General features: G+C 67.7%; 22 protein-coding genes. 13 read left to right on the forward strand and 9 right to left on the reverse strand.

What is annotated here, in order from left to right; genetic code table 11:
• Positions 1-101: 101 nt before the first annotated feature.
• Together tldD and AAC997_RS07985 are read left to right on the forward strand one after the other, a co-directional pair.
• Positions 102-1,544 carry a metalloprotease TldD gene (tldD, locus tag AAC997_RS07980; protein WP_340645164.1) on the forward strand — a complete coding sequence of 481 codons (1,443 nt, stop codon included), beginning with the start codon at positions 102-104 and terminating at the stop codon, positions 1,542-1,544.
• A gap of 172 nt (positions 1,545-1,716) precedes the next feature.
• The gene (locus AAC997_RS07985; RefSeq protein ID WP_340645165.1) at positions 1,717-3,738 is read left to right on the forward strand and encodes a TonB-dependent receptor; all 2,022 of its coding nucleotides are present in this window, start codon (positions 1,717-1,719) and stop codon (positions 3,736-3,738) included.
• A gap of 73 nt (positions 3,739-3,811) precedes the next feature.
• Here AAC997_RS07985 and AAC997_RS07990 read toward each other — a convergent pair whose 3' ends face one another.
• Complete coding sequence (locus tag AAC997_RS07990) at positions 3,812-5,683, reverse strand: oligopeptide:H+ symporter (RefSeq protein ID WP_340645219.1); 1,872 nt, start codon at positions 5,681-5,683, stop codon at positions 3,812-3,814.
• Between the two features lie 187 nt (positions 5,684-5,870).
• Here AAC997_RS07990 and AAC997_RS07995 point away from each other — a divergent pair, with 187 nt between their 5' ends.
• Positions 5,871-6,374, forward strand: coding sequence for a DUF427 domain-containing protein (locus AAC997_RS07995; RefSeq protein ID WP_340645166.1), 504 nt, complete (start codon positions 5,871-5,873; stop codon positions 6,372-6,374).
• Between the two features lie 181 nt (positions 6,375-6,555).
• On the opposite strand, the gene AAC997_RS08000 is transcribed toward AAC997_RS07995, so the two are convergent.
• The 3 genes from AAC997_RS08000 to AAC997_RS08010 all read right to left on the reverse strand — a co-directional run bounded on the left by AAC997_RS08000 (position 6,556) and on the right by AAC997_RS08010 (position 9,082).
• Positions 6,556-7,914, reverse strand: a complete 1,359-nt coding sequence (locus AAC997_RS08000; RefSeq protein ID WP_340645167.1) for a glutamate--cysteine ligase — start codon at positions 7,912-7,914, stop codon at positions 6,556-6,558.
• A gap of 101 nt (positions 7,915-8,015) precedes the next feature.
• Entirely contained in the window at positions 8,016-8,738 is a 723-nt protein-coding gene (locus AAC997_RS08005) for a 16S rRNA (uracil(1498)-N(3))-methyltransferase (RefSeq protein ID WP_340645168.1), read from the reverse strand.
• 59 nt (positions 8,739-8,797) lie between these two features.
• A complete protein-coding gene (locus AAC997_RS08010) occupies positions 8,798-9,082 on the reverse strand; it encodes a hypothetical protein (RefSeq protein ID WP_340645169.1) in 285 nt (94 codons plus the stop codon).
• 68 nt (positions 9,083-9,150) lie between these two features.
• Here AAC997_RS08010 and AAC997_RS08015 point away from each other — a divergent pair, with 68 nt between their 5' ends.
• Positions 9,151-9,573, forward strand: coding sequence for a MerR family DNA-binding protein (locus tag AAC997_RS08015; RefSeq protein WP_340645170.1), 423 nt, complete (start codon positions 9,151-9,153; stop codon positions 9,571-9,573).
• Positions 9,573-9,896, forward strand: coding sequence for a YnfA family protein (locus AAC997_RS08020; RefSeq protein ID WP_340645171.1), 324 nt, complete (start codon positions 9,573-9,575; stop codon positions 9,894-9,896). Before AAC997_RS08015 ends, AAC997_RS08020 begins: the two co-directional genes overlap by 1 nt.
• Here the strand turns inward: AAC997_RS08020 and AAC997_RS08025 are convergent.
• Positions 9,893-10,390, reverse strand: a complete 498-nt coding sequence (locus tag AAC997_RS08025; RefSeq protein ID WP_340645172.1) for a GNAT family N-acetyltransferase — start codon at positions 10,388-10,390, stop codon at positions 9,893-9,895. The genes AAC997_RS08020 and AAC997_RS08025 overlap by 4 nt on opposite strands.
• 71 nt (positions 10,391-10,461) lie before the next feature.
• Here AAC997_RS08025 and ppk2 point away from each other — a divergent pair, with 71 nt between their 5' ends.
• Both ppk2 and AAC997_RS08035 read left to right on the forward strand, forming a co-directional pair.
• The gene (ppk2, locus tag AAC997_RS08030) at positions 10,462-11,220 is read left to right on the forward strand and encodes a polyphosphate kinase 2 (RefSeq protein WP_340645220.1); all 759 of its coding nucleotides are present in this window, start codon (positions 10,462-10,464) and stop codon (positions 11,218-11,220) included.
• An 11-nt stretch (positions 11,221-11,231) separates the two neighbouring features.
• Complete coding sequence (locus AAC997_RS08035; protein ID WP_340645173.1) at positions 11,232-12,455, forward strand: winged helix-turn-helix domain-containing protein; 1,224 nt, start codon at positions 11,232-11,234, stop codon at positions 12,453-12,455.
• A 146-nt stretch (positions 12,456-12,601) separates the two neighbouring features.
• On the opposite strand, the gene AAC997_RS08040 is transcribed toward AAC997_RS08035, so the two are convergent.
• Together AAC997_RS08040 and AAC997_RS08045 are read right to left on the reverse strand one after the other, a co-directional pair.
• On the reverse strand, positions 12,602-14,389 hold the full coding sequence (locus tag AAC997_RS08040; RefSeq protein ID WP_340645174.1) for an ABC transporter ATP-binding protein: 1,788 nt from the start codon (positions 14,387-14,389) through the stop codon (positions 12,602-12,604).
• On the reverse strand, positions 14,386-16,173 hold the full coding sequence (locus tag AAC997_RS08045) for an ABC transporter ATP-binding protein (protein WP_340645175.1): 1,788 nt from the start codon (positions 16,171-16,173) through the stop codon (positions 14,386-14,388). Before AAC997_RS08045 ends, AAC997_RS08040 begins: the two co-directional genes overlap by 4 nt.
• Before the next feature lie 363 nt (positions 16,174-16,536).
• Here AAC997_RS08045 and ubiA point away from each other — a divergent pair, with 363 nt between their 5' ends.
• The gene (gene ubiA, locus AAC997_RS08050) at positions 16,537-17,475 is read left to right on the forward strand and encodes a 4-hydroxybenzoate octaprenyltransferase (protein WP_340645176.1); all 939 of its coding nucleotides are present in this window, start codon (positions 16,537-16,539) and stop codon (positions 17,473-17,475) included.
• An 8-nt stretch (positions 17,476-17,483) separates the two neighbouring features.
• Here the strand turns inward: ubiA and AAC997_RS08055 are convergent, their stop codons facing one another.
• Positions 17,484-17,834 (reverse strand): lysozyme inhibitor LprI family protein, encoded by a 351-nt coding sequence (locus tag AAC997_RS08055; RefSeq protein ID WP_340645177.1) that lies wholly within the window; start codon positions 17,832-17,834, stop codon positions 17,484-17,486.
• Positions 17,835-17,951: 117 nt separating this feature from the next.
• Here AAC997_RS08055 and AAC997_RS08060 point away from each other — a divergent pair, with 117 nt between their 5' ends.
• From AAC997_RS08060 to AAC997_RS08080, 5 genes are all read left to right on the forward strand, one after another.
• Positions 17,952-18,887, forward strand: a complete 936-nt coding sequence (locus tag AAC997_RS08060) for a fatty acid desaturase family protein (RefSeq protein ID WP_340645178.1) — start codon at positions 17,952-17,954, stop codon at positions 18,885-18,887.
• An 8-nt stretch (positions 18,888-18,895) separates the two neighbouring features.
• Positions 18,896-19,558: a methyltransferase gene (locus AAC997_RS08065; protein WP_340645179.1), complete on the forward strand. Its 663-nt coding sequence runs from the start codon at positions 18,896-18,898 to the stop codon at positions 19,556-19,558.
• A gap of 44 nt (positions 19,559-19,602) precedes the next feature.
• Positions 19,603-19,893 (forward strand): VOC family protein, encoded by a 291-nt coding sequence (locus tag AAC997_RS08070; protein ID WP_340645180.1) that lies wholly within the window; start codon positions 19,603-19,605, stop codon positions 19,891-19,893.
• Positions 19,893-20,459 carry a YdeI/OmpD-associated family protein gene (locus AAC997_RS08075; RefSeq protein ID WP_340645181.1) on the forward strand — a complete coding sequence of 189 codons (567 nt, stop codon included), beginning with the start codon at positions 19,893-19,895 and terminating at the stop codon, positions 20,457-20,459. The genes AAC997_RS08070 and AAC997_RS08075 overlap by 1 nt, the downstream gene beginning before the upstream one ends.
• A gap of 64 nt (positions 20,460-20,523) precedes the next feature.
• The gene (locus AAC997_RS08080) at positions 20,524-20,868 is read left to right on the forward strand and encodes an MmcQ/YjbR family DNA-binding protein (protein WP_340645182.1); all 345 of its coding nucleotides are present in this window, start codon (positions 20,524-20,526) and stop codon (positions 20,866-20,868) included.
• On the opposite strand, the gene AAC997_RS08085 is transcribed toward AAC997_RS08080, so the two are convergent.
• Complete coding sequence (locus tag AAC997_RS08085) at positions 20,865-21,092, reverse strand: hypothetical protein (protein WP_340645183.1); 228 nt, start codon at positions 21,090-21,092, stop codon at positions 20,865-20,867. The two genes, AAC997_RS08080 and AAC997_RS08085, sit on opposite strands and share 4 nt — an antisense overlap.
• Positions 21,093-21,169: the final 77 nt, after the last annotated feature.

A 21,169-nucleotide genomic window follows, 5' to 3' on the forward strand; every position in this document is an offset into this window, starting at 1 on the left:
GCCTTCCGGGGCGCCGAAAGGGGCGGCGGGGCGCGGTTTGAGGTGACGGACCGTTCTGGAATGCCTATCTCTGGAGCCAAGTCAGTCAAGGCACCGCGCTCATGAACGCCCATTCCCCCGCCCCCTCGATCCTGGATTCCGCCGGCGTGTCCCCTGAACGGGCGCGAGAGATCCTCGGGGACGCGCTGCAGGGCGCCGACGACGGCGAACTGTTCGTCGAACGCTCCGAGAGCGAATCATTCCTGTTCGACGACGGGCGACTGAAGTCGGCGGCCTATGATTCGTCCGAGGGCTTCGGCCTGCGGGTGGTGGCGGGCGAGACCGCCGGCTACTCCCACTCCAGCGAGATTTCCGAGGCTTCCATTCGCCGGGCGGCGGCCTCGGCCTCCCTGGCCAAGCGCGGCTATGACGGCGTCTCTGGGTCCGATGAAGCCCCGCGCGCCACCAACACCAAGCTCTACGGTGAGGACGATCCCACCGCCTCGCCGGCCTTCTCCGAAAAGGTCGCCCTGCTGCAGGAGATCGACGCCTGGTGCCGGGCCCGCGATCCCCGCGTGGTCCAGGTCATGGCCTCGATGTCCGGCGAGCGCCGCACGGTGGAGATCCTGCGCGCCGACGGCCGGCTGATCCGCGACGTGCGGCCCCTGTCGCGCATCAATGTCCAGGTGACGGTGGAGAAGAACGGTCGCCGTGAGAACGGCTTCACCGGCGCCGGCGGCCGCGCCGGGTTCGAGAACTGGATCAGCGCCGCCAACTGGCAGGAACAGGCCGAGGAGGCCTTGCGCCAGGCCCTGATGAACCTCGACGCCGTCCCCTGCCCCGCCGGCGAGATGGACGTGGTCCTGGGCGCCGGCTGGAACGGTATCCTGCTGCACGAGGCGGTCGGCCACGGCCTGGAGGGCGACTTCAACCGCAAGGGCACCTCGGCGTTCGCCGGCCGCATCGGCGAGCAGGTGGCGGCCAAGGGCGTCACTGTCTTCGACGACGGCTCCCTGCCCGGTCGCCGCGGTTCGCTGACCGTCGACGACGAGGGCACGCCCACCGAGCGCACCGTGCTGATCGAGGATGGAATTCTGGTGGGCTACATGCACGACCGCATGAGCGCCCGCCTGATGGGCATGAAGGCCGGCGGCAACGGACGCCGCCAGTCCTACGCCCACATGCCCATGCCGCGGATGACCAACACCGCCATGGACAACGGCAAGACCGACACCCCGCGTTCGGAGATGATCGAGGCCACCAAGCGCGGCCTCTACTGCGCCAATTTCGGCGGCGGCCAGGTGGACATCACCAACGGCAAGTTCGTCTTCCAGTGCACGGAGGCCTACCTGATCGAGGACGGCAAGATCACCAGCCCGGTGAAGGGCGCCACCCTGATCGGTGACGGCCCCTCGGCCCTGACCCGCGTGACCATGATCGGCAACGACTTCGACTTCGATCCCGGCGTCGGGGTCTGCGGCAAGTCGGGTCAGAGCGTCCCGGTCGGCGTCGGCCAACCCTCGCTGAAGATCACCGGCCTGACCGTCGGCGGCACCTCGGTCTGACACAACCTCGGTTGACAGATAAGATTACGATTGTAGTTTTCTAGAGAAATTACAGGCGTAGTCTTCGCGCGACCGCTAACCTTTCGGCGATTTAATCCAGGTTACGGGCATTTAATTGGCGTGACTCCCTGGGCGCAGGCCACTTGCGCGGGCATTTGGGGGGAACTGTCACATGATACGCGCTCTAGGTCTTACCGCCGTCCTGGCCTCGGCCCTCCCCGCCCTCGCGGTGGCGCAAGCCCCGCCCACGACCCAGGGCGTGATCAGCTACCCCCCGGCCTATTTCGCCGCGCAGAGACCCTCCACCGCCCTGGACATGGTGCAGCGCCTGCCCGGCTTTTCCATTGACGGCGGCGACGACGTTCGCGGCTTCGAGGGCGCGGCCGCCAACGTCCTGATCGACGGCGCGCGCCCCACTTCCAAGACCGACGACATCGAGGAAATCCTGCGCCGTATCCCCGCCGCTCAAGTGGACCGTGTCGAGCTGATCCGCGGCGGCGCGCCGGGGGTCGACATGCAGGGCAAGTCGATCCTGGCCAATGTGGTGAAGGTGAAGGGCGGCGGCTTTCAGGGCGTCGTCGCGCTGGCCAACAACCACGTCATGGACGACGGCCGCAACAGCTCGGGCGTTCGCCTGGAGGCTTCCGGCCAGGCGGGTCCGGGGTCCTGGGAAGGCGGCCTTCGCTATGGCCAGGGGATCGACGACGGCGCCGGCCCCGGCCGGCATGTGCAGGTCTCAGCCAATGGGACGCCGCTCATCCAGTCCGACATCGACAGCCACGGCCGCGCCTATCAGTGGGTGGTGACCGGCGCCTATGAGGCCCCCTTCGCCGGCGGCAAGCTGAAGCTCAACACCCGCGGCTTCTGGAACTGGTACGAGTTCAACCAGCTCGACTGGATCAAATCCCCGGCCCCGGCCCTGGAGTCGGTGGCCTATAGCGACGACGAGTATCAGGCCGAGTTCGGCGCCCGCTACGAGCGGACCCTGGGCGCGCGCACCAACCTGGAACTGATCGGCCTGCAGAAGCTGGCCGGCCACGACATCGTCTCCCCGTTCCGCTCGGCCGGGTTCAACGGCGATTTCTTCCTCGATCAGAAAACCAGCGAGACCATCGGCCGCGCGGTGCTGAAGCACCGCCAGAGCCCGACCCTGTCCTTCGAGGCGGGCGGCGAAGGCGCGCTGAACATCCTGGAGAGCGAAACCGACCAGCTCAGCAACGGGGTTCCCGATATCCTGCCAGCCGGTGACGTGAAGGTCACCGAAACCCGCGGCGAGGCCTTCGGCAAGGCCGTGTGGAAGCCGTTCAGCACCCTGACCCTGGAGGGCGGCCTGCGCTACGAGGGGTCATCCCTGACCTCCGAGGGCGATGTCAGCCTGGAGAAGACCCTCTATTTCCTGAAGCCCCGGGTCGCCGGCAGTTGGGCGCCGAACGAGAAGAGCCAGATCCGCTTCAGCTATGAGCGCGTCGTCGGCCAGCTCGACTTCCAGGACTTCGTGGCCGACTCTTCGCCGAACAATGGGGGGTTCGCCGTCGGCAACCCGAACCTGACGCCCGAACAGGCCTGGGTGACGGAACTGGCCGTGGAGCGCCGCTTCTGGACCAAGGGCGCGGTGGTCCTGACCCTGCGCCACTCCAAGCTCACCGACGTCATCGACCGCGCCCCGGTCTTCGCCGGGGCCCAGGTGTTCGACGCCCCCAGCAATATCGGCGACGGGACCAAGGACGAGCTGATCTTCAACGCCACCCTGCCCCTAGACGCCGTCCTGAAGGGCGCCCAGTTGCGTGGCCAATCCACCTGGCGGCGCTCAGAAGTCACCGACCCCACGACGGGTGAGAAGCGTGAAATTTCCCGCCTGAGGCCGCTGGAGTGGGAAGCCCACTTCACCCACGACCTGCCGCAGTGGCGGATGACCTGGGGCGCGGACGTCTACGGCGGCTGGCGCCAGACCTCCTACAAGTACAACGCCATCTACACCGACAAGCTGAAGACCTTCGTGATCCTGTTCGCCGAGTGGAAGCCGAAGGCCGATCTCACCGTCCGCGCCGAGCTGAACAACGCCACCGAGCGCGGCTTCCGTCACACCGCCACCGTCTATGCCGGCCCGCGCAACACCGCGCCGGTGAAGTATGTCGACGACAGTGACATCCAGTTCGGGCGCGGCCTCTACGTCCGGGTGCGAAAGACCTTCTAGAGGGTTGGTCGCGGCGCGAAGGCCCCTCTGCTGAGCAGGTCGGCCGTCTCCCGGGCGGGAGACGGCCGCGCCCTTAAAGTTCCGGCTTGGCCGAGGCTTGCACGCCGTGGGCCCAGCCGCGGACCAGGAAGCTGATCAGCACGAAGAACACACCGCAACCGACGCCCGCCCAGCCCAGCTTCGTGAAGCCATCCAGGGACGCCGCAAGGGCGGCTTGAGGATCGAGCACCTGACCACCAATGCTTTCGGTGCCCATCAGGCCGGCGATCTTGCCGCCGACGAACTGGGCGATGGAGGAGGACAGGAACCAGACCGCCATCATGAAGCTGACCACCGAGGGAAGCGACAGCTTGGTGATCTCCGACAGACCCACGGGCGACAGGAAGAGCTCACCGGTGGTGTGCAGCAGGTAGAGGACGCCCAGCAGCATCAGCGGCACCCGGAAGCTGGAGTCCGCCAAGCCCGCACCCCAGACCACCACCAGGAAGCCGAGGCCCACCTGCAGCAGACCCAGGCCGAACTTCATTGTCGGGTTCAGGTCGAGGTCGCGGCGCGCCAGATAGGCCCACAGCGCCGCGAAGATCGGGGCGAAGATCAGGATGAAGCCCGCATTGAACGACTGAGTCTGGGCCGCCCCGATGGTGGCGTCGATGAAGAAGTCGCTGGCCGGGTTCAGGCCGATGGCCTCGATCTGCGCGGGCGTGCCGATGGGAACACCCAGGAACGTCACCGCCTGACGGGTGATGGTCATGTCGACATTGGTGGAGGCAAACAGGTTCAGCGAGGTGCCGGCCTGCTCGAAGAGGGTGAAGAACACCACCGCCCCGAAGATCAGGATCACCGCCAGCATCATCCGCTGCCGCTCAACCCATGTCTTGCACACCGCGGCGATGACATAGGCGATCACCGCCAGGGAGATGACAATCGAGGCCGACAGGGCCACGCCCACCAGGTCGTTGCGCGGCACCAGCAGCCAGACCAGACCGACGCCCAGGATGGCGGCGCCGTAGATCAGCCACTCGCGGTTGAGGGGCCCCAGGACCGGGCGCGCCAGCAGTTCGGGGTTCGGCGGCTCGCCCTTGCCCTCAAGGTGCTTCTTGCCGAGCACGAAGACCACGAAGCCCGCGGCCATGCCGATGCCCGCAAGCCCGAAGCCTGCCCACCACCCCACCGTCTGGCCCAATAGGCCGCAAAGGATCGAGGCCCAGAAGGCGCCGAGGTTGATGCCGTAGTAGTAGAGGGTGAAGCCGCTGTCGCGCCGGGGATCGCCCTGCGGATAGAGCTGTCCGACGATGGTGGAGATATTGGGCTTCAGGAAGCCCACCCCCATGATGATCAGCGAGACGGCCAGGTAGAAGGCGTTCACGCCGCTCTTATCCTGGGTGGTCTCCATCTTGAAGCTGTCCTTGGGCAGGACGGACGGCAGGGGAGCGCCGGCCGCGAGGCCCTTGATCTCCAGGCCGCCGCCCTCGGCGGGACCGAATTCGTAGGGCGAGCCGGCGACGATCAGGTGGACCTTGCGGGCGTCGACGCGGCCCTCTGCGGCCACCTCGTACTTCTGGCCGGCATATTCCAGGGTCTGAGTCGCGGGGCGGCCCTCATAGGCCATCATCCCGTGACCGGCCACCAGCAGCAGGGCGCCGAACGCCACGGCCTTACGGGTGCCGAGATAGCGGTCCGCCAGCAGGCCGCCCAGCAGTGGAAGCAGGTACACCAGCGCGGTGTAGGATCCGTACTGGGCCGAGGCCGTAGCCTGGTCGAACAGCAGGTGCTGGGTCAGGTAGAAGATCAGGATGCCGCGCATCCCGTAGTAGGAGAACCGCTCCCACATCTCGGCGAAGAACAGGATGATCAGACCGCGCGGGTGGTTCCTGAGCATCTGGAGGAGCACGGGCAGTCCGGTCACCAACGTGATGACGATCCCGAGCATGACGACGAGGTTCAACATGAAGACGGTCTTCCGATCCTTGGGAGGCCGGCAGCTATCGGGGTCGTTTCACCCCCGCCGGGCTTGTTTGGCGCGAGAAGATCACGGCGAACTGATCAGCACAAGCAAGCGGCCACCCTTGCCCTGGTGACGCTGGACCCAGGTCCCCATCTCAGGCGTTGAGTCCGTTCAGGAGGCGCACACCATGAAAATTCCCGGTCCCGACCATCCCATCACCATCAGCCCCGGCGCAGGCCGCTGGCGCGTGAAGTTCGCCGGCCATGTCATCGCCGATTCGGGCGACGCCCTGGTGCTGAAGGAAGCGGCCTACAAGCCGGCCATCTACTTCCCGCCCGAGGATGTCTCCATGGAGTACTTCTCCCGCACCGACCGTTCGACCCACTGCCCCTACAAGGGCGATGCGGCCTACTACACCGTGCTGATGGACGGCGCGTTCGCTGAGAACGGCGTCTGGACCTATGAGGAGCCCTTCCCGGCCATGGAGCAGATCCGGGGGCGGCTGGCCTTCTATCCCGACAAGTTCGAAATCTACGAGGTGGACGAAGACACGGTGGACCCCGCTCACGTTCACACCGAACGCCGGGCGATCGACGAGGCGGTGCTGCACACCGATAGCGGCTCCGGCGCCAGCCAGAAGGAACACTGGCCCGCCAACACCGACGAGCCGCCGAGGCCGGAAGGGGTCTGAAAGACGCGCCCCTTCTCCCCTTGCGGGAGAAGGTGGCCCTGCGGAGCAGGGTCGGATGAGGGGTCGATAGACCTCTCGGGTTAGGGCGTGGCAGTTCGCGCGGAGAGGGGAGCGTGACCCCTCATCCGACCGGTCTCCGACCGGCCACCTTCTCCCGCAAGGGGAGAAGGACTGAAAAGTATCAGTAGGCGAACGCCTCGAAGACCTTGCTGGCGTCGCCGGCCCAGGGGCCGTTGTACAGCTCCAGGAGCCGTTCGGCCGGGGTCACGCCGCTGTCGGCGATCTCTTCCAGCTCGGTGAGGTATCCGGTCTCGTCGATCATGCCGCCGTTGAGGCGGTTGCGGCTCTTCAGACCGGCTCGCGCGATCGCCACCATGTCCTTGGCGACGTCCTGCACGCTGCGGCCGTTCACCTGAGCCTTCAAGCCGATGCGGGCGACGTCGGCGCGCAGCCGTTCATGATCGTCCACCGACCAGTCCTTGCAGAGGTCCCAGGCCGCGGCCAGGGCCGCCTGATCGTAGAAGATCCCGGTCCACAGGGCCGGCAGGGCGCAGAGACGGCTCCACGGCCCGGCGTCGGCCCCGCGCATCTCCAGGTACTGTTTCAGGCGCACTTCCGGGAACAGGGTGGTGGTGTGGTCGGCCCAGTCCTTGATGGACGGACGCTGGCCCGGCATCTCCGGCAGCTCGCCGGCCATGAACTTGCGGAACGATTTCCCGGCCAGGTCGACGTATTTGCCATCGCGCTTGGCGAAGTACATCGGCACGTCGAGGGCGTACTTCGCATAGGTCTCATAGGTGAAGCCGTCCTCGAAGACGAAGCCCAGCATGCCGGTGCGGTCAGGATCGGTGTCGGTCCAGATGCGGGCGCGGGACGACAGCCAGCCGGACGGCTTGCCCTCCACGAAGGGCGAATTGGCGAACAGGGCGGTGACGATGGGCTGCAGCGCCAGGCTCACCCGGAACTTCGCCACCATGTCGGCCTCGGAGCCGAAGTCGAGATTGGCCTGCACGGTGCAGGTGCGGAACATCATGTCGAGGCCCAGGCCGCCGACCTTGGGCATGTATTCCCGCATGATCTTGTAGCGGCCCTTGGGCATGACCGGCACGTCTTCACGCTTCCAGATCGGCGTGTGGCCCAGGCCCAGGAACCCCAGACCCAGCTCGTCGGCCACGGTCTTGACCTCCTGCAGGTGGGTCCCGGTCTCGTCGCAGATGTCGTGCATGGTCTCCAGCGGCGCGCCGGAGAGCTCGAACTGGCCGCCGGGCTCCAGGCTCACATTGGCCTTGCCGCGCTCCAGGGCGATGATGTGTTCGCCCTCATAGACGCCCTTCCAGCCGAAGCGGGTCAGGCCGTCCAGCAACGCCTTGATGCCCTTGGGGCCCTCATAGGCGACCGGCTCGTGAGACCCCAGGCGGAACACGAACTTCTCGTGCTCGGCGCCCACGCGCCATTGGTCGGCGGGCTTCTCGCCCTCTTGGAACCAATGGACCAGATCCTCGAACGTGAGGGGTCGGTCGTCGCCCAGGACGTCGGCCATATGTATCTCCCCAACCCACACAAACCCGCCGCCCGGGCTTCGATCCCAAAACGGCGGCGATCTTTACGCCGTTCACTCAGGTGGGCGCAATTCTCGAAAGCTCAAGAGGTTCGCCAGTCACCCAGCGCAGCTTGCCACAGCGTCATGGCGCTGATGGCCGCCGTGTCGGCCCTCAGTATGCGAGGTCCAAGCGTCGCCGGGACCGCGAAATCGAGGCTGCGCAAGCGTTCGCGCTCGGTGGGCGAGAACCCGCCCTCCGGTCCGATCAGGATGGCCCATGGCTCGGAAGCCACACCCGCAAGCGCTTCGATCACCGGTTTGGCGTCACCGGCCTCGTCGCAGAACAGCAGGCGCCGACCGGTCCAATCCTTCAGCAGTTTGTCGAGTTTCACCGGTTCGAGGATTTCCGGCACGTCCAGCCGGCCCGTCTGCTCGGCCGCCTCGATGGCGATGGCCTGCAGCCGGTCCACCCGAACCCGGTCGGCGTTGGTCCGCTCGGTCAGCACCGGCCGCACGCGGCGCGCGCCCAGTTCGCAGGCCTTCTCGACGATGGTCTCCAGCCGCCCGCGCTTGACCACCGCGATCACCAGGTCGAGGTCAGGCCCCAGGCTCTGCGGCCGCTCCAGCCGGTCGGCCCGCAGGATCACCCGGCGCTTGCCGGTCTCGATGATGCTGGCCCGCCATTCCCCGTCGCGGCCGTTGAACACCAGCACCTCGTCGCCCACCACCTGGCGCATCACGGCGGCGAGATACCGGCTCTGCCCGTCGTCCAGCGGCAGGGCGAGGGTGGCGGCGAGGTCGTGGGGGACGAAGAGACGGATCATGGGAGGGTTTTAGTCCGCGCGCCGCAGCTTTGAAAACGGCGCGTCTCGCTGGAACAGGCTTAGCTCCCTTTGCACTCCTGGGCGTCGCACACCTCCTCGCAGCCGCACTGCGCGGCTTTCGCCCGTGAATGGTCGCGCCACCACAGGAACGCCAGGGCCAATATGCCCAGCGCCGGGACGCCGAAGCAGAGCACCTGGTCCAGCGTCAGTCCAAACAGCATCATTCCGGCGCCCCCCACGCCGAGGCTGACCAGTCCGGCCCCCGCCAGAACCGGCAAAATCAGTGGCGCGCAGCACGCCAGGCACGCCACTCCGATCCCGAGAAATCCCCAACGCAGCTTCATGTCCGTCTCCTGGCCAAGTTCAGGAGCGCAGTGCTACATGCTCAAGTAACTTGAGGAGCAAGAGCGTCATGGCGATGACCATTGGCCAAGTCGCGGATCACTCCCAGTGTTCAGCGCCCACCATCCGCTACTATGAAGACGTCGGCCTGCTGCGGGCGATCGACCGCACGCCGAACGGACGCCGCGCCTATGGCTGGCCGCAGGTGCATCGGCTGACCTTCATCCGCCGGGCGCGCGACCTCGGTCTTTCGATTGAACAGGTCCGGTCGCTTCTGCAGGTCTCGGATGGCGATCCGTCCGACTGTGGACAAGCCCGCGACCTGATCACCATCCACCTCGATGCCGTGCGCCGCAGGCGAACCGAGCTGGAACGCCTCGAACAGACCCTGAGCGGTATGGCCGCGCGTTGCGACAGCACCTGCGCCAACGCCCCCGACAGCGCCTGCACGGTCTTCGACGACCTGTTCGCCAGCACGTCGGTGGGCGGCTGATGCTGAGCTGGGTCTATTTCCTGGGCGCGGCGGTCCTTGAGATCGCCGGCTGCTTCGCCGTCTGGGCCTGGATCCGCGACGGCCATTCGCCCCTGTGGCTAATCCCCGGCGTCGCGGCCCTGCTCGGCTTCGCCTTCCTGCTCACTCGCGCCGAGACCGAGCACGCCGGCCGGGCCTATGCGGCCTATGGCGGGGTCTATGTCGCGGCTTCGATCGGCTGGCTGTGGCTCGTGGAACGACAGGCGCCGGATCGGTGGGACCTGCTGGGCCTGGCCGCCTGCCTGGTGGGATCGGCCATCATCCTGCTGCCGCGATCGACCTAGACCCGGAAGCGGATCACGGGGCCGTTCCAGTCGTCGCTAAGCACGTCGATTTCCTCGACCTGCGCATAGATCGCCGTGGCCCTGCGCCAGAAGTGAAGCGCCTCGACGTTGCGCCGGGCGATGGCGGCCTCCCAGACGCCGGGATAGCGGGCGAAGATCGCCTGGGCGGCGGCCAGCCCCACCCCGCCCCGACGGTGTTTCCGCAGGATGAAGAACTCCGCGACATTGCGGTCCACCGTCCCGCCCGCATGGGAATGGGCGTCCAGCAGAGCGAAGCCCGCCAGATGCCCGCCCCGGCGCACCAGCAGCGGGATATGGGCCGCATCGCGCCAGTAGGGATCCAGCGGATAGGGCTCGAACAGGCCATCGGCCCCCACCTCGCCGCGATCCTGGTCCGACCAGTGCTCGGAGAAGTCGTGGACGTAGAGCTGCATCAGGTTCTCGATCGCCGCGCGCTCCTGCGGCGCGGCCACTCTGATTTCGAGATCGGACATCAGCGGACCCAAATTTCCCTACCTGCGACGGCTTTCTGGACTAGGCTTCCTCCATGTCCAACCCCGTCAAGATTTCCAAAGAAGACTACGCAAAGGAGCTACCGAAGCTCCAGCTCGCCATGGTGCGGTTCCAGCAGCACGCCATGGAGAGCGGCCAGAAGACCCTGATCATCTTCGAGGGGCGCGACGCGGCCGGCAAGGACGGCACGATCAAGCGTGTCACCGAGCATCTGTCGGTGCGCAACACCCGGAAGATGGCCCTGCCCAAGCCGTCGGACCGCGAGCGCAGCCAGTGGTATTTCCAGCGCTATGTGAGCCACCTGCCGGCGGCCGGTGAGCTCGTGATCTTCAACCGCTCCTGGTACAATCGTGGCGGCGTCGAGCCGGTGATGGGCTTCTGTGATCCCGAGGAGCACGAGGACTTCCTGCGCGACGTCCCGACGCTGGAGGCCATGCTGGTGGAGAGCCGTACGGTCATCGTCAAGCTGTGGCTGGACATCTCCAAGGACGAACAGGCCAAGCGCCTGGCCGCCCGCCACAGCGACCCGCTCAAGATCCTGAAATCCAGCCCCCTGGATGACGCGGCCCAGGCCAAGTGGGACGACTACTCCAAGGCCCGCGACGAGATGCTGACCCGGACCCACACCTCGCTGGTCCCCTGGATTTGCGTGCGCAATGACCACAAGAAGGCCGGCCGCATCAACGTCCTGCGCCACCTGGTGAAGACCCTTGCGCCCAAGGAGATCGCCAAGGCGGTCAAGGCGCCCGACCCCGCGGTGGTCTACCCGTTCTCGGTCGAGGCGCTCAGCGACGGCCGCCTGGAGCGGTAGGCTTCGCACCTATGACTCAGATCCTGTCCGCAATAGAGGCGCGGCGCATCGCGCTGGCCGCGCAAGGCTTCGCCGACCGGCGGCCCGCCGACCCCGGCAAGCGCCACCTCATCAAGACCATCGAGCGCCTGGGCCTGTTGCAGATCGACTCGGTCAATGTGGTCAGCCGCACCCACTACCTGCCGCTATTCTCCAGGCTGGGCGCCTATCCCCGGCCGCTGCTGGAGACCCTGGCCTGGGGCAGGAATCCGGTGCTGTTCGAGTACTGGATGCACGAGGCCTCCCTGGCGCTCCACGCCCTGCAGCCCCTGATGCGCTGGCGGATGGCCGACGCTCAGGAAGGCGTCGGGATCTGGAAGGGGGTCGCCCGCTTCCTGCGCGAGAACCGCCCCTTCATCGACAAGGCCCTGGCCGAAATCCACGCCCGCGGGGCCATCTCGGCCGGCGAGCTGGAGGTCGGCGAGAAAAAGGGGGCGGGCGGCTGGTGGGGCTGGAGCGAAGGCAAACGGGCCATGGAGTGCCTGTTCTGGGCCGGCGAGATCACCACAGCCACGAGGCGCACCACCTTCGAGCGGGTCTATGGCCTGCCGGGCGACGTGCATCCGAAGTCGGTCCGCGACGCCCCCACCCCGCCCCGCGACGAGGCCCAGCGCGAACTGCTGCGCATCGCCGCCCGCGCCCAGGGCGTGGCGACGGAGCGCGACCTGCGGGACTATTTCCGCATGCCGGTGGCCGACACCAAGGCGAGGCTCGCTGACCTGGTCGAAGCCGGAGACCTCGTCGCCGTCACCGTGAAGGGGTGGGACCAGCCAGCCTATCTCGATCCGGCCGCGCGCCGCCCGCGGAAGATCACCGCCAACGCCCTGCTCTCGCCCTTCGACAACCTGATCTGGTTCCGCGAGCGCACCGAGCGGATCTTCGGCGTCCGCGTTCGACTGGAGATCTACACCCCCGCCGAGAAGCGGGTGCACGGCTACTACGTCCTGCCCTTCCTGCAGGGCGAGGCGATCACCGCCCGCGTCGACCTGAAGGCCGACCGCAAGGCTGGCGTCCTGCTGGTGCAGTCAGCCCACGCCGAACCCTGGGCCAATGCCGAGACGCCGGGCCTGTTGGCCACGGAGCTGACGCTGATGGCCGGGTGGCTGGGCCTGGGCTCAGTCCGCGTCGAACCCAAGGGCGACCTGGCCCCGAGCCTCACGGCGTCGCTGACTAAAGATCCTCCCCCAGGCGCGTAACGCCGATGTGGGGGAGGTGGATCGTGGCGCAGCCACGAGACGGAGGGGGATCGACGTAGTCGACCTCTTAGACTCCCAAACGAGAGTCAAAGTCCCCCTCAGGCGCTTCGCGCCAGCTCCCCCAGGAGGGGAGCATCTCAGCGCGCCTACCCCACCCCCATGGTCACGGCGTGCAGCCGCGCATAGGCGCCGCCCCTGCTGACAAGCTCGGCGTGGCGCCCCTCCTCGACCACCTGGCCGTTGTCGAAGACCAGGATGCGGTCGGCGCCGCGGATGGTGGACAGGCGGTGGGCGATGACGATGGTGGTGCGGCCGACCATCAACGCCTCCATGGCGCCCTGCACCTCCCGCTCGGTCTCCACGTCCAGGGACGAGGTGGCCTCATCCAGCACCAGGATCGGCGCGTCGGCCAGGAAGGCCCGGGCGATGGCCACCCGCTGCCGCTCACCCCCCGACAGCTTCACGCCCCGCTCCCCCACCAGGGTCTCGTAGCCCTTGGGCAGGCGGGTGATGAAGTCGTGGGCCCGGGCCCGGCGGGCCGCGAGTTCGATCTCGTCGGTGGTCGCGCCCGGCCGGGCGTAGCTGATGTTCTCGCCGATGGTCCGGTGGAACAGGGCCGGGTCCTGCGGCACCACGGCGATGGCGCGCCGCAGGGACCCCTGCGTCACCTTCGACACGTCCTGGCCGTCGATCAGGATTCGGCCACCATCCAGATCGTAGAGCCGCTGGACCAGCTTGACGAAGGTCGACTTGCCCGACCCCGTCGGCCCAACGAGCGCGATCCGCTCGCCCGGCGCGATGGTCAGCGAGAAGTCGCGATAGAGCATCGTCTCCGCCGACTTGTAGCCGAAGGTGGCGTGGTCGAAGACCACCTCTCCCAGGTCTCCGGCGAAGGGCTGCGCGCCCGGCGCATCGGCCACCTGGGGTTCCAGCGTCAGGTAGCGGGCCACGTCCTCGACGTCGTCCAGGCCCTTCTGCAGCATGCGGATATTGTCGCCGATGTTGCGCAGGTAACCGCTCATCAGCATGAAGGAGGTGACCCCGAAGGCCACGTCCCCCGCAGTCGCCTCGCCCCGCGCCCACAGTCGCAGCAACAGGCCGGTAAGCCCCGCCTGCAGCAGCACCAGCAGCAGGTTCTGCACCAGCCAGATGTCGGTGAAGCGGTTCCAGGTGCGCTGGACGGCCTTGGACCAAAGTTGCGTGACCCCGGCGATGCGGGTCGCCTCCCGATCCTCGGCGCCGAAGCCGCGCACCGTGGCGTTGGAGGCGATGGAGTCGGAGATCGCCCCGCCGATCCGGCTGTCCAACCCCACCGATCGCAGGTTCAGCGGCCGCGCGAAGGTGGTGGTCAGGAAGATGTTGGAGGCGATGTAGAAGATCACCGTGGCCAGCGAGAACAGGCCCACCAGCGGCCAGCGCAGGATCATCATCACCGACAGGCCCAGCAGCACCGCCAGGGCCGGGCCCAGCCACATGACCACGGCGTCCGACACCTCGTCATAGCCCCACATGGCGCGGCTCAGCTTGCGCACCGTGGCGCCGGAGAAATTGTCTCCGTGCCAGTCGGCCGAGAACGACTGAACCTTGCCGAACCCCTCCTCGGTGATCTCGCGCATGTTGCGGGCGGCGAGCGGAATCCAGAACCGCGGGGCGAGGTTGCGCATGAGGGAGCCCACCAGATAGACCCCGACGAACAGGCCCCAGGCGACCCAGGCCAGGTCCCGCGACGACGGGCCGGCGGCGACGGCGTCCACCAGCCGTCCCGAGGCCCACGGCAGGGCCAGGTCGAAGCCGATCCCGGCCAGGGTCGCCGCCAGGGTTCCTGCCAGCAGCCAGGGCCTGCGCAGCCAGTAGCCCATGACGAAGCCGAGCACCTTGCGGTTGCTCAGCACCCGGTTGGCGGACTCGTCGATCTCTTCGTAGTGCTCGGTCACGCGCCCGCCTCCGTCACGGCGTGCAGCCGGGCATAGGCCCCGCCCCTCGCCACCAGGTCCGCATGGCGGCCCTCTTCCACCAGTTGACCGCCCTCGAACACCAGGATGCGATCGGCGCCCCGGATGGTCGACAACCGGTGGGCGATGACCACCGTGGTGCGGCCCACCATCAGTTCCTCCATGGCGGCCTGCACCTGACGTTCGGTCTCGACGTCGAGCGACGAGGTCGCCTCGTCCAGCACCAGGATCGGGGCGTCAGCCAGGAAGGCGCGGGCGATGGCCACCCGCTGGCGCTCACCGCCCGACAGCTTCACGCCGCGCTCACCCACCAGGGTGTCGTACCCCTTCGGCAAGCCCACGATGAAGTCGTGGGCGCGGGCCCGCTTGGCGGCCAGGATCACCTCGTCCTCCGTCGCTTCGGGGCGAGCGTAGCTGATGTTCTCGGCGATGGTCCGGTGGAACAGGGCCGGGTCCTGCGGCACCACGGCGATGGCCCGCCGCAGGGAGACCTGGCTCACATAGGCGATGTCCTGACCGTCGATCAGGATGCGTCCTGACTGCAGATCGTAGAGCCGTTGCAGCAGCTTCACGAAGGTCGACTTGCCCGCCCCAGTCGGCCCTACCAGGGCGACGCGTTCCCCCGGCGCCACCACCAGGGTGAAGTCCTGGTAGAGCGGACGCGCGGCGTTCTCGTAGCCGAAGGTGACGCGGTCGAAGACGACCTCACCCTGTTCGCCACGGAACGGCTTGGCGTCGGACTTGTCGGCCAGTTGCGGGTCGGTGCGCATGTAGGTGGCGACATCCACCATGTCGTCCAGGCCCTTCTGCAGCATGCGGGTGATCTCGCTGAAATTCCGCATGTAGCCGGCCATGACGATGAAGGAGGTGATGCCGAAGGCCACGTCGCCGGGCGTTGCGTCGCCGTGGCTCCAGGCAAGGACAAGCTGCCCCGTCAGGCCGGCCTGAAGGACCACCAGGAACAGGTTCTGCCCCCAGCTGACGGTGTTGAAGCTGTTCCAGGTCCGGTGCTGAGCCGCGCGCCAGGTCGCCACGTGGTCGGCGAACCGCTTCTCCTCGCGGGCCTCCGCACCGAAACCCTTCACCACCGGATTGCCGCCGATGGCGTCGGCCAGATTGGCGCCGATCTGGGAGTCCAGCGCCGTCGAGGCCAGGTTGCGCGGTCGGATGTAGTGGGTCGACACCACGATGTTGAAGATGGCGAAGGCCACCACCAGCACCGCGACGAACAGGCCCGCCGCCGGCCACTTCAGGCCGATGGAGATGGCCAGGCCCGACAGGACGATCAGGGTCGGCGTCAGCATCCACAGCAGGGCGTCGGAGGCGCTGTCATAACCCCACATGGCCCGGCTGACCCGACGCACGGTGGCGCCGGCGAAGTTCGACGCGTGCCAGTCGGCCGAGAAGGCCTGCACGCGGCCGAAGGCCTGGGTCACCATCCGCGCCATGATCCGCGAATAGTAGCCGTTGGACAGCCGGAACATGCCGCTGCGCAGGCTGTAGAAGGCCAGGTACAGAGCCGACAGGCTGGCCCAGGCGATCCAGGCCTTGTCGCTCGGCGAGGTCGGCGTCGCCACCGCATCGATCAGGGCCCGGGTCGCCCAGGGGATGGAGAGGTCGCAGGCCGTCGAGGCCAGCATCAGCACGGCGATCAGGGCGAAGCGCCGAGGCTCGCCCATCCAGTGGCCGGCCATGAAGGCGATCACCTGGCTGTTGGTCAGGGTGCGGGGACGGTTGCCATCCTCATCGTCGTAAACGTCAGTCATTTGAGCCGTCGGCGTGCGATGACGGCGGGAGATGCGGCGAGGGTCCGCGCATCAGCGACGTCATGGAAAAAGGGAAGCGGCTGGGGGTCCAGCGCGGGTCGGCGAACAAGGGAGTTCCAGGGTGCGGGCGCGAAGCGTGCGCGAGCCGGGGGAAATCTCTCAGGTCAGCAGGAGGACCCGGCGGCGGCGCGTGGGATGAGGGCGGTGGCTGGGATGACTTTCATCTTTGCTGACCCTCCTTTCCGGTCACGTCGTCTGTGGAGCCGGGAAGCTAGGCGGCTCGGATTCGCCCGTCAAGCGACGGCGTTACGCCAAATTCTGACTGCGGCGCGAAAGCCACGGTGCTGCTATGCAGGGGCCACGATGACCGCTTCGACACCCCTTCCCGACGCCGCCACCACCAACTGGGTGGACCGCTATGCGCCCGCCGCCCTTCGCCCCTGGCTGAAGCTCGGACGCTTCGACCGTCCCACCGGCATCTGGCTGCTGATGCTGCCGGGCTGGCAGGGTATCGCCCTGGCCGGGGCCATGGCGCGCCAGTGGCCCGACGCCGTCCTGATGCTGAAGTTCCTTGTCGGCGCCGCCCTGATGCGGGCGGCCGGTTGCGCCTATAACGACATCGTTGACCGCGACTTCGACGCCAAGGTGGCCCGCACGGCGAACCGCCCGATCCCGTCAGGTCAGATCAGCGTCAAGCAGGCCTGGGCCTTTGTGATCGCCTGCGCGCTGGTCTCGCTGGCCATCCTGCTGACCATGGGGCCACTCGCCATCGGTCTCGGCGTCGCCTCGCTCGCGCTGGTGGCGGCCTACCCGTTCATGAAGCGGATCACCTGGTGGCCCCAGGCCTGGCTTGGCCTCACCTTCAACTGGGGCGCGCTGCTCGGCTATGCCGCCGTCACGGGGCGGATCGATTGGGCCGCCGTCCTGCTCTACGCCGGCGGGATATTCTGGACCCTGGGCTACGACACCATCTACGCGGTTCAGGACCTGGAGGACGACGCGCTGGCCGGCGTGAAGTCCTCGGCCCTGAAGCTGGGCGACGCCGCCCCCAAGGCGGTGCTCGGCTTCTATGTGACCGCCTTCGTCCTGGCGCTGGCGGCCGCCTGGATCGGCGGCCTTGGGCCGCTATTCCTGCCGCCTGCCGCCCTGTTCGGCGTCCACCTGTCGCGTCAGGCCGCTCGGCTGGATGTAAAGGACGGCGCCGGCGCGCTCGCCCTTTTCAAATCCAACAGCCTGGCGGGTCTGCTGCTGGTCATCGCGATGGCTGCCGGGATGTGGGCGGGCCCGGCGTCGTCCATCTGAGGACGCCTCTAGAACGGGCCTTGCTTGTAGGCCCGCTCCAGCACCTTGTTCAGCGCCGCAAGCCGCCGGGTATAGGCCCGCGCCAGACAGGTCCGGTCGGCGCCGCAGGCCCGTCGCGTGCGCAGCCACACCTGCTGATCGTCCTGAATCGCGGCCCGACCGCCCATGGCCACCAGATGCTGGGCGATGTCGTAGAGCTGGGCCATGCGGACGTCCTGGTCGTTCAGCTTCAGGCTGGCGCAGATGGTCAGTTCGTCCGGCGTCCGGGCCCGTTCGCAGTTGAAGCTGGCGGCCTGGGCCGAGCCAGAGATCAGGGCGCCGGCCAGGACAAGGAGGGCGAGGCGGATCGGCTGGCGCATGCGGGTCTCCGGGTGAAGTCCTCCGCTCAACCTAGGGCGCATCCCGTTGTTCCCCAAGCACCGTCGTGACCTTGGGTCACGCTGTTTCGTCACGATGTTTTGTGGGAGAATGATCCCATGGCAGCCGCAGCCCGCGTTGACCCCAAGAGCTATTTCCCGCCCGAGCAGTGGGCGCGTCTGGCCGCCCACTCCAACTGGCGCGGCCTGGCCCTGATCGCCCACGCCTGGATCGTGATCCTGGCGGCCGGCGCCATGGTGGTGGTCTGGCCGCTCACCCTGCCCCTGGCGGTGATGGTCATCGGCAGCCGGCAGTTGGGCCTGGCCATCCTGATGCACGACGCCGCCCACGGCGCCCTGCACAAGAACCTGAAGGTCAACGACTTCGCCGGCGAGTGGCTGACCGGCGGCGGGCTGGCCCGCTACCGCCCCTATCACCTGACCCACCACCGTTTCGCCCAGCAGGCGGAGGATCCCGACCTCGGCCTTTCGGCGCCTTTCCCGATCACCCGGCTGTCCCTGCGCCGCAAGCTGGTCCGCGACCTGACCGGCCAGACCTTCTTCAAGCAGCGGTTCGGCGACCTGGTCGCCCGGCTGAAGGCCCGCAAGCCCGGCGAACCGCTGCTGCCGATCCTGGCCGAGGAAGTCCGCCGCAAGCGCCGCTGGCTGCTGGGCGGCGGGGTCATCACCGCCATCGGACTGCCCTTCGGCGCCTGGTGGGCCTGGCCCGTGCTGTGGGTCCTGCCCCAGGCCACCTGGTATCCGATGATCACGCGCTTAAGGAACATCGCCGAGCACGCCTGTATCGCCAAGGACGAGCCCGATCCTTTACGCCACGCCCGGACCACCAAGGCCAACCTGATCGAGCGCGCCCTGCTGGCCCCCTACTATGTGAACTACCACTGCGAACATCACATGTTCATGCACCTGCCCTGCTACCAGCTGCCCCGCGCGCATCGCGCCTTGGCCAAGGCGGGGGTGACCGAGGGCATGCTGGTGGAGCCGGGTGGCTACTTGAAGGTCTTGTCCCTGGCGGCGGGGAAGCCCGCCAGCTAAGCGGGGGGATGATCGATCCCAGTTTCGAGGGCCGCCGCGCCTTCATCCTCGAAAACACCCGGCTGCAGGCCCCGCCCCATACGCCGGAACTGGAACTGCATCTCGCCGACGAGATCACCCCGATCTGGAAGATGACCGAGGAGGCCCTGGCCGAGATCGGCCTGCCGCCGCCCTTCTGGGCCTTCGCCTGGGCCGGCGGCCAGGCCCTGGCCCGCTATATCCTGGACAACCCGGAGGTGGTGGCCGGCAAGCGCGTGGTCGACTTCGCCTCGGGCTCCGGGATCGTCGGGATCGCGGCGATGCAGGCCGGAGCCGCCCACGTCCTGGCCGCCGACATCGACGGCTTCTGCGGCGCGGCGCTCTCGCTCAACGTCATGGCCAACGGCGTGAGGGTGGATTTCACCGACACCAACCTGCTGGACGCCCCGGCGCCTGCGGCCGACGTCATCCTGGCCGGCGACATCTGCTACGAGAAGCCGATGGCCGACGCGGTCATGGCCTGGCTGTCCGCCGCCCGGGCGCGCGGGACCACGGTGCTGATCGGCGATCCCGGTCGTAGCTACTTCCCCCGCTCGGGCCTGACCAAGCTGGCTGAATACCAGGTGGCCACCACCCGCGAGCTGGAGGACCAGGAGGTGAAGAAGACCTCTGTCTGGACTCTCCCAGCCTGAACTTCTAGAAGGGAACAAATACAGAACTAAGAGCGACCGCGGAAATGCGCGAAGACGGCAAGATCGACTATGTGGAGCTGGCCGGCACGGAGCTTGCGGCCACCAAGAGATTTTACGGCCAGGCCTTCGGCTGGCGCTTCACCGACTCCGGCCCGACCTATGCCGCCTTCGACGAAAGCGGCCTGGACGGCGGCTTCCAGGCCGACCCCGCCAAAGTTTCCGCGGCGCCTCTGGTGGTGGCCGACGCCGCGGCCTCGGAGTCCGCTTGCGCCCCACCTTCCCTGCCGCCGGCTCCAGGCGCCATGCGTAGGCGCCGATTGGCGAGCGCCCGCTGATGGACCCGCTGTTCTTCGAAACCCCCTCCGCCTTCCGCGGCTGGCTGGCCAGACACCACGCCACGGAGGCCGAGCTCGCGGTGGGCTTCTACAAGGTGGGATCGGGCAAGGCCTCAATCAGCTGGCCGCAGTCGGTGGACCAGGCCCTTGCCTATGGCTGGATCGACGGGGTGCGCCACCGCATCGACGAGGTCGCCTACCGCATCCGCTTCACGCCGCGCAAAGCCACCGGCATCTGGAGCCAGGTCAATATCAGGCGCTATGCGGAACTGGACGCGCAGGGCCTGATCGAACCCGCCGGCCGCGCGGCGTACGAGGCCGGCAAGGCCAAGACCCGACAGTACTCCTACGAGAAACCCGCCGAGGTCTTCACCGACGCCGAGCTCGCCCAGTTCCAGGCCAACGCTACGGCCTGGTCCGGCTTCCACGCCTTCCCGCCGTGGTATCGCAAGGTCGCGGTTCACCGGGTGACCAGCGCAAAGACCGAGCCCACGCGGACCAAGCGCCTGGCCATCCTGATCGCGGCGTCAGCGGAGGGCCGGCGACTCGGATCCCCCACCAAGTAGGCCACGACGCGATTGACGGCGGCGGTTCCTGGGACGAGCCTCTGGTCAAATCACAGAGGATCCGATGACCCCCGACGAGATGCGTGAGATCATCCTGGCGTTTCCCGGCGCCGAGGAGGGCGTGTCCTATGGGGCGCCCGCCTACAAGGTGAACGGCAAGTTCTTCACCCGCCTGCGCCGCGAGGACCAGAGCGTGGTGCTCACCGGCGTCAGCTTCGACGAGCGCGACATGCTGATGGAGGCCGAGCCCGCCACCTTCCACACCACGCCGCACTACAAGGACTATCCCAGCGTGCTGGCCCGCATCGAGAGCCTGCACCCCGGATCGTTCCGGAATTTCCTGGAGCGCAAGTGGCGGGAGATCGCGCCGAAAAAGCAGGTGAAGGAGTTCGACGCCGCGAAGGCCTAGAACTCGTCCTCCATCATCGAGCGGAACTGCTCGAAGATCTCCTTGGCCTGTTCCTCGGGCGGCGGGGCCGGTTCGTCGTCGGAGGCCTTGGGCGGGGGCGCGCCGCCTGTGAGGCGCGCGGCGACCATGCCGTCCTGCACCAGCAGCAGTTCCTCACCCTCCGCCAGGCCGGTGAGCAACTGGGCGAGCTTGGGCGACAGGTCTTCGAGGTCGAGGCGTTTCATGGGTTTGATTTTACCCCGCGCGTCCCGCGCCGCAAAGGGTGACAGGGACGAGCCCCGGCCCTAGCTTCCGGCCAACT

This window comes from Phenylobacterium sp., assembly GCF_037968635.1.
Lineage (GTDB): Bacteria > Pseudomonadota > Alphaproteobacteria > Caulobacterales > Caulobacteraceae > Phenylobacterium.